Source organism: Natronospira sp., from assembly GCF_007134575.1.
GTDB lineage: Bacteria > Pseudomonadota > Gammaproteobacteria > Natronospirales > Natronospiraceae > Natronospira > Natronospira elongata.
Window position 1 is genome coordinate 1 of sequence record NZ_SLKM01000184.1, and the last position, 7,876, is coordinate 7,876.

Below are 7,876 nucleotides of genomic sequence, written 5' to 3' on the forward strand. Positions count from 1 at the left end.
ATACAGGGGCAGGGCCTTTCAATCGGGCGGACCTGGCCTACCGGGCCGTGGACTGGAATGGCCTCAAGGAGCGATTCACCCGGCAGGGCTACGATGTCCCGGCGCTGACATTCAGCCTGATTAAAAAGGAAAACGAGGACGGGCTGGCGGTCAGCATTCCGATTCGGGAATACCGGGAACACATGGCCGAGGTTTGTGCCAGTGAAGTGGCCAAACTGCTCTGGCAGAGCCAGCAAGGCATGGCGGGTTTCGACAAGGATGGCGAGAGCCATCCCGTGCGGCCCTCTGACATCGCCATTCTGGTTCGAACGGGCAAGGAAGCGGCCTTGGTGCGGGATGCCCTCCGCGAACGCCAGCTTCGCTCGGTCTATCTCTCGGACCGGGAGAACATTTTCAGTAGTGACGAAGCCCTGGATGTGCTGCGCTGGCTGAAGGCAGCGGCGGAGCCTGACTCGGAGAACCATGTGCGCGCTGCATTGGGTACCGCCGCCCTGGGCCATGGCTGGCAGGAACTGGACCGCCTGATCCAGAACGACGGCCTTTGGGAGTCGGAGCTGGAACGTTTTCGTGGCTATGGCCAGACCTGGCAGGAGCGCGGCGTGCTCCCCATGCTGCGCCGACTGATGCGCGAGCACCAACTGGCCCCGCGCCTGTTGCAACAAGCTGACGGGGAACGCCGTCTGACCAATCTTCTGCACCTGAGCGAGTTGCTGCAGGATGCGGCCAGTCATCTGGATGGGGCCCAGGCATTGATTCGCTGGCTGGACGAGCAGATTCAGACGGCCGATGAGGGACAGGCCGGTGATGAACAACTGATTCGTCTGGAAAGCGATGCCGAGCTCATCAAGGTCATTACCATTCACAAATCCAAGGGCCTGGAGTTTCCCCTGGTGTTTCTTCCCTTTGCCTGTGCCTATCGCAAGGAAGACGGCAAGAACCCGCCGATCTGGTATTACGAGAAAGGCCAGCGCCGACTCAGCTTCGAGCCGGATGAAGAAATCAAGGAAGCGGCCGAACAGCTGCGCTTTCAGGAAGACCTGCGCCTGATGTATGTGGCCCTAACCCGGGCCCGCCATGCCTGCTGGGTGGGCATGGCCGGGGTGCGAGAAAGGGCGGCCGACTCGAGAACGAAAGACCCTGAAAAACTCAAGAAGAGTGACCTGGAGAACGCCGCCATCGGCCACCTGATTCAATGGCAGGCCGGGGACCCGGCCGAGGAACTGGAAGATCGCCTGACGGAAGTAGCCAGCAAGCATCCGGCGATTGAAACCGTTGACGCCCGCATCGAGTCACCCGATGCGTTTCAGCTCGAGCAGGATGAGGCCGGCATTGCCATGGCGCGGGCCCGTGACTATGAAGCTACCCCACCCAATGCCGAGAGATGGTGGATTGCCAGTTACTCGGCGCTGCTGGAAGACGGGCCCCGGGCCTGGGCACCGGGCTCGGCGGATGAAGATGTAATTGTCGAGGAAAGCCTGTCCGAGGCGCTGGACGACGGCGAAGCCGAGCCGGACAGCCTGCACGCCTTCCCGCGCGGGCCGGCGGCGGGGACCTTCCTGCACGGGCTGCTGGAAGCCTTGGCCGAACGCCATTTCCCGGCTATCGAGGACCGGGCCTTTCAGACGCTTCTCTATGAGCGACTCAATACCCGCCGCTGGCGTCACTGGGGTCAGACGGTCGGGGACTGGATGGAGGCAACCGTGAGCGCTCCCCTGCCCCTGGGTGATGACACGCTGCGTCTGAATGAACTGCAACCCGGGCAGTTCATTGCCGAGCTGGAGTTCATGCTCTCGGTGCATGATGCGGGTGCCGAGGCCATCGACCGGGTCATTCAGCAATATGCTCTCAACGGCGTGGGCCGACCCCAGCTTGGGCAAAACCAGCTCAATGGCATGCTCAAGGGTTTCATTGATCTGGTCTTCGAGCACGAGGGGCGTTATTACGTGATCGATTACAAATCCAATTACCTGGGTGCTTCCGATGCCGCCTATTCACAGACTGCCCTGCGTCAGGCGGTGATCAAGAAGCGCTATGACGCCCAGTACAGTCTCTACCTGCTGGCCCTGCATCGACTGCTGCGGTCCCGGTTGGGTAATGACTATGACTATGAACACCATGTGGGCGGTGCCGGCTGTCTCTTTCTGCGTGGTGTGAACCATGCCAGCCGGGGCCTGCATCTGGAACGTCCGCCCAGGGCTCTGGTGGAGGAACTGGATACCCTGTTCAGTCGGGAGGTGGCTCATGTCCAGTGAACAGCCCGCACTGCCGATCAACACTGCCCTGCCCGCCCGGCTGTCGGACTGGGCCCGCGCCGGCTGGCTGCGTGGTGTGGATCATGCCCTGGCCTGCTTTCTGAATGAAGAAGGCGGCGAACAGGATGAGACGGTCCTGCTCATGGCGGCCCTGACCAGCCAGCAAGTCGGCCAGGGCAATATCTGCCTGGACCTGCAACAGGCCCTGAGTGAGCCGACACGACTATGGCCGGAGTTACCGGATACAGGGGTAGCCGAAGCCATCGACCGCCCCACGGACTGGCTCGGCAAGCAGGAGATGGAAACCCTGACCGCCGTTCTGACGCAATCGGCCGTGATTGCCTGCCCGGCGCAGCAGCGTGATCAAGGCAATGAACCGCTGGTGCTACAGGGCAACCGGCTCTACTTGCGTCGTTACTGGCAGCATGAGCAGGATGTAGCCGCCTCCATCGAGGCCCGGCTGGAGACCGAGGAGACGGTGGCCCCGGACCTGAAGTCACAGCTGGATGCACTGTTTGCCGGCGGGGCCTATCAGCCGGACTGGCAGAAGGTCGCCAGTGCACTCGCCGTGCGATCCGCTTTGACCATCATCACCGGCGGGCCCGGCACCGGCAAGACGACCACGGTGGTCAAACTGCTCGGCCTGTTGCAGGCCAGACAGCTGACCGCGGACCCTGAGCGGCCCCTGCGCATTCGGCTGGCGGCACCCACCGGCAAGGCCGCGGCCCGCCTGAGCGAGTCCATTGGCGGGGCCATTGATGCCCTGCCCTTTGACGAATCGGTCAAGCTCGCGGTGCCGCGGGAAGTGCGAACCCTGCATCGTCTGCTGGGCAGTGTCCGCAACAGCCGCTTCTTCCGTAATGACCGTCATAACCCCCTGCATGCCGATGTGGTGGTGATTGATGAAGCCTCCATGATTGATCTGGAAATGACCGCAAAGCTGCTGGACGCCCTGCGCCCGGAAACCCGATTGATCCTGCTGGGTGACAAGGACCAGCTGGCCTCGGTCGAGGCCGGCGCCGTGCTCGGCGACCTTTGCCAGGGGGCGGATGCCGGCGATTATTCGGCTGACACCGTGGACTGGGTCAAGTCTGCCAGTGGCGAAGAGATTGGCGCGTTCCAGGCACGCGATCAGGCCCCGGCCCTGCGCCAGCACACGGTCATGCTACGCCACAGTCATCGCTTCTCTGCCGACAGCGGCATCGGCGGGCTGGCGGCTGCGGTCAATGCCGGTGACAGCGAACGAACCCTGAGCCTGCTTGGAGAGGGGGACGATGATGTCAGCCTGGCCCTGCTGAAGGATGCCGAAGACAGCCGCATAGAAAAGTTAAGCGTTGCGGGCTACCGGCCTTATCTGGAACAACTCAAGGCCAGCCGACCGGACAGTAATCAGGAACCCGATCCCGACAAGGCCACCCGTGACTGGGCCCGTAAAGTGATTCATCACTTTGGACAATTCCAGGTACTGGCCACGGTCCGACAAGGCATGCTCGGAGTGAGCGGGCTCAATGAACGCATCGCCGCCGTGCTCAGAAGAGAAGGCCTGATTGACAAGGATCGGGACTGGTATGAGGGACGCCCGGTGATGGTGACGCGCAATGATTATGAACTGGGGCTGATGAACGGGGATGTGGGGATCTGTCTGCTGACCCGGCTGGCGGATGATGAACGACCGCGCCTGCGGGTCGCCTTTGAGCTGCCCGGTGGTGATATTCGCCTGGTACTGCCCAGCCGCCTGGACAGCATGGAAAGCGTCTTCGCCATGACCGTGCACAAGTCACAGGGCTCGGAGTTTGACCGGGTGCTGATGGTACTGCCCGAAGTGGACAATCCGGTGCTCACCCGGGAGCTGCTCTACACCGGCATCACCCGCGCCCGGCACCAAGCCACGCTAGCCGGCACCAGCGAGCATCTGATCCGCCTGGCAGTGGCGCGCCGAATCAGCCGCCGCTCCGGACTGCGTGAGCGCCTGAACGCATAGGCTGGCGATCCAGCCATGGCCAGGCAAGTTAGGGGGTTACCCCGGAGAGGCTTCCGATTCAGTCAGTATTGGGGCAAACTGCCCAAGCCATGATCGTTCGAGGAGTACCGATGCGACGACTACTGCCACTGCTGATGATGATGGGCCTTGCCGGGCTACTGGTGGGCTGTGCCGGGGAGCCGGACACGGTGACTGTCTCCGGCAAGGCGGAACGGGAGCTGATGCCGGACTATTACGAAATCTCCCTGCTGCTGGTGGAGCGTGGAGAGGATGAAGCGGCGCTGTCCGAGGCGTTGGAGGAGCGGCTTGCCAATGTCATCTCCCTGGCTCGTGAGCATGGGCTGGAAGAGGATGACATTCGCGCCTGGGAGCTGGAACTGCATCAGGAAACCCACTGGGACCGGGACGAGCAGCGACGGGTCACGGGCGAGATGCGGCTGTCGCGACAAGTGCGCCTGCAGGTGGACGTGGAGCAGGAAATGGGGCCCTTGCTCGGGGCGCTGATCACCACGGGCTGGACACAGATCCAGGGCGTCCGCTCCCGTCTGGCGGACCCCGAGGCGCTGCGTAATGACTTGCTGGGCGAGGCGGTGGCCAATGCCCGCTCTCGGGCGTCGGCCCTGGCCGCCGGCGACGGACGCCAGGTGGGGACATTGCTTCAGCTGCAGGAGGGCGATCGCAGTCGTCCGATGATGGCTCGGGCGGAATTGATGCAGGCGCCGGAGGCGGTCAGCTTCATGCCCGAACCGATAACTGTCTCCGCCGAGGTGCAGGCGGTGTTTCGGCTGGACTAAGGCAGCGCTGATTCCATCCGGGGTTGCTAGAAGCGGCGAAACAGCCTGCCGATGCCGCGCCCTGCCGCGCGGCCGACGACGCGACGGCCGATGCGCCGTCCTACCCGGCCCCGGCGCACGGCGTTGACGTCTCCCAGCAGGCGGGCCAGCCAATAGAGCAGGCCTCTGGTTCGGTTGATGGACATGCGGGATCTCCTATCCGGGCCGCCGGCTAGCGGCCGACGATCAAGTCTTGTCTCGATTCGATATCTTCCGGCAGTTCGCCCGGAAGTGCAAAGCGTTGATGAAAACCTCGGATCACTGCGCGCATGGTGTCTGGCAGCCGCGTCCAGCTTTCACGCAGAATCGGCTCCGGTACGCCGCCGAAGCGGGCTTCTGCAATGCTGCCGGCAATGGCGGCGATGGTGTCGCTGTCACCGCCAATGGACACCGCCTTTCTGATGCTGTCCTCGAAATCCTTCCCCTTTAGGGCGCAGGCAATGGCCTGGGGGACCGAGCCCTGGCAGGAGACATCGAACTCGTAGGTCTCGCGCAAGGCGTCGAGATCATGGTCGAGGCGGTAGTCGAAGGCCTCGGCGATATCCTCGGCGATGGCCGAAGCACTCTGTCCCTGGCGGGCCAATAGGATGGCCAGGGCCACCGCCTGGGCGCCCTTGATGCCCTCGGGGTGGTTGTGGGTGACGGCCGCGCTGTCGTGGGCGATGCGCAGGACCTCGTCGGCGTCCTCGCTGACCCAGCCGGTCGGGCTGACGCGCATGGCCGAGCCGTTACCCCAGCTGTTGTAGGGCGCGGAGCCGCCGGAGCGGGCCCAACTGTGGAAGGAGCCGCCGTAGCTGCAGTGAGGATAGCGGGCGTACCAGGCCTGCAGGGCCCGGTTGAAGGCCCGCTCCTCAATGATGGCTTCGGCCACGGCTACGGTCAGGACGGTGTCGTCGGTGAAATCCGCTCCCCGGCCGAACAGTGGAAAGTCGGTACGGCCGGTGTTGTTGAACTCGTAGACCGAGCCAATGATGTCTCCGGTGATGGCGCCCAGCATTTGATGACTCCCCTGTCGTTGCTTGTTGTATAGTTTCCCTCCGAGATGCGACAGGCGCTGTCGCTCTGTCGCGCCACTCTCACACGCATCGACAGTCAAGACCCCAAAAGTTCTGCCGGAAGGAGCCGGTTGCCATGTCTGAGACATCCATTCGATACGTTCGCATGCTCGAACAGGTGGCCCGCTGGCCCCGGCGGGTGAGTTGCCGGGAGCTGCGGGAGAAATTGGCCGCCGAAGGTTTCGACGTCAGCAAGCGTACCGTGGAGCGGGATCTGGACAAGCTGTCGCGGTGGTTTCCCATCGTTAGCGATGGCGCCTCGCCCCAGGGCTGGTCCTGGAGTCGGGAGGCGCGGGGATTCGAGCTGCCGGCCATGAGCCCGGCCACGGCCCTGGCCTTTCTGCTGCTGAACGAGTTCTCCCGCCCGCTTTTGCCCAACAACATGCAGAGCTTTCTCGACGAGCATCTGACCCGGGCCCGGGAGATTCTCGAGCAGACGGAGAAGAATCAGCCGGGCATGAGTCACTGGTCCGAGCTTGTCGCGGTGGTCCCCCGCAGCCAGCCCCTGCTGCCGCCGAAGGGTGACGCCGAGGCCATCCGCACGGCCTATGACGCCCTGCTGGAAGGCTGCCTGTTCGAGGCCGAGTACCGGGCCGCCTCGCGGGACCTGGAACCCAAGACCTATCGCATCAACCCCCTCGGCCTGATCCTGCGCGACAACGTGCTCTATCTCGCCTGCACCCTTTTCAATTATGAGGACATCCGTCTGCTGGCCCTGCATCGCCTCGGCAAGGCGAGGCTACTGGATGAGCCGGGCTGGTCACCCAAAGATTTTCAGTTGCGGGAGTATGTGGCCTCCGGTGCGGTGGATGTGCTGGAAGGCCCGGAGATTGAGCTGGTCGCGGATTTCGAGCGCGATGCGGCCCGTCACTTGTCGGAAAGCCCCCTGAGCGAGGATCAGCAGCTCGAGGAACGCGGTGAGGACATCACCCGGGTCACGGCCACCGTACGCAACACTCGCCAACTGCGCTGGTGGTTACACGGCTTTGGCGCGGCGGTTGAAGTAATCGCCCCCACCGAACTCCGCGAGGAGATGGCCGCCAATGCCCGCGCCCTGCTGAAACACTACGGATAAACGGTTTTTGAACACCGGCGTGTCCGGATCATGGCCGTACAAACCACCAGTTTCAGCAATACACTCCGTTTCCATCGCGGTCTCCCGTGAGACTATCGAGCTTCCCCTTAGGCCGGGAGCATTTGCGGTGCGGCCCCATTCAAGGGCAGGATAGACTTTTCGGGAGTGCTTAACGGAAGGCACAGTAGGGATGAGACGACTAAGCAAAGGTCCAATCTACGAGCGTTGCCGGGCCGCGCTGAATGAGCATATCCGGCGCTATTTCGTCGAGCGCGATCTCAGAGACACACTGGCCCAATATCACCCGCAGGCCATCGGAGTCGGCACCGGCCGGGGGGAATCGGCCATGGACCCGGCTGGCCTGCGCGAGGTGGTCCGCTCCGACCTGGAAGGCTACCCGGAACCTGTCAATCTGGACATCAAGCATTGCGAGCTCTATCAGGTCACCGAGGACGTGGTGATTTCCCAGATGTTGCTGGACTTCAATATCAACAGCGACACCCACAAGATGACGTTACGGGACTCCCGCCATACGCTTGTCTGGCACCTTCCCGACGATGGCGACGCCCATATCTGCCATGTCCACGTTTCCTTCCCCACGGATCTTCATGGCGAAGAAGAGCCCTACCCGCTCAAGGAACTGGAAGAAGTCTCCCAGATGGTCGATAACCTGATCCACG

At 63.0% G+C, this 7,876-nt stretch carries 7 protein-coding genes; 5 read left to right on the top strand and 2 right to left on the bottom strand.

The genetic code is table 11. The features are described 5' to 3' along the window. From ACJWXQ_RS07115 to ACJWXQ_RS07125, 3 genes are all read left to right on the top strand, one after another. Positions 1-2,252: 3'-5' exonuclease (locus ACJWXQ_RS07115; protein WP_406672460.1), on the top strand; the 2,252-nt coding region annotated here is incomplete at its 5' end. Then, entirely contained in the window at positions 2,242-4,233 is a 1,992-nt protein-coding gene (gene recD, locus ACJWXQ_RS07120) for an exodeoxyribonuclease V subunit alpha (protein ID WP_346049972.1), read from the top strand. The genes ACJWXQ_RS07115 and recD, both read left to right, overlap by 11 nt. A 110-nt stretch (positions 4,234-4,343) precedes the next feature. After that, positions 4,344-5,027, top strand: a complete 684-nt coding sequence (locus tag ACJWXQ_RS07125) for an SIMPL domain-containing protein (protein ID WP_346049970.1) — start codon at positions 4,344-4,346, stop codon at positions 5,025-5,027. 26 nt (positions 5,028-5,053) lie between these two features. Here the strand turns inward: ACJWXQ_RS07125 and ACJWXQ_RS07130 are convergent, their stop codons facing one another. Continuing rightward, positions 5,054-5,212, bottom strand: coding sequence for a hypothetical protein (locus ACJWXQ_RS07130; protein ID WP_346049968.1), 159 nt, complete (start codon positions 5,210-5,212; stop codon positions 5,054-5,056). 26 nt (positions 5,213-5,238) lie between these two features. Beyond that, entirely contained in the window at positions 5,239-6,063 is an 825-nt protein-coding gene (locus ACJWXQ_RS07135) for an ADP-ribosylglycohydrolase family protein (RefSeq protein ID WP_346049966.1), read from the bottom strand. Between the two features lie 134 nt (positions 6,064-6,197). Between ACJWXQ_RS07135 and ACJWXQ_RS07140 the strand changes: the two genes are divergently transcribed. Next, positions 6,198-7,196 (top strand): helix-turn-helix transcriptional regulator, encoded by a 999-nt coding sequence (locus tag ACJWXQ_RS07140; RefSeq protein ID WP_406672461.1) that lies wholly within the window; start codon positions 6,198-6,200, stop codon positions 7,194-7,196. Positions 7,197-7,386: 190 nt separating this feature from the next. After that, on the top strand, positions 7,387-7,876 hold a 490-nt coding region (locus ACJWXQ_RS07145; RefSeq protein ID WP_406672462.1), incomplete at its 3' end, for a nuclear transport factor 2 family protein.

What these genes read in the sequence shown, in the direction of transcription:
- ACJWXQ_RS07130 (WP_346049968.1), bottom strand. Translation starts at nt 5,212, where the DNA reads ATGTCCATCAACCGAACCAGAGGCCTGCTCTATTGGCTGGCCCGCCTG.
- ACJWXQ_RS07125 (WP_346049970.1), top strand. Translation starts at nt 4,344, where the DNA reads ATGCGACGACTACTGCCACTGCTGATGATGATGGGCCTTGCCGGGCTA.
- ACJWXQ_RS07140 (WP_406672461.1), top strand. Translation starts at nt 6,198, where the DNA reads ATGTCTGAGACATCCATTCGATACGTTCGCATGCTCGAACAGGTGGCC.
- recD (WP_346049972.1), top strand. Translation starts at nt 2,242, where the DNA reads ATGTCCAGTGAACAGCCCGCACTGCCGATCAACACTGCCCTGCCCGCC.
- ACJWXQ_RS07135 (WP_346049966.1), bottom strand. Translation starts at nt 6,063, where the DNA reads ATGCTGGGCGCCATCACCGGAGACATCATTGGCTCGGTCTACGAGTTC.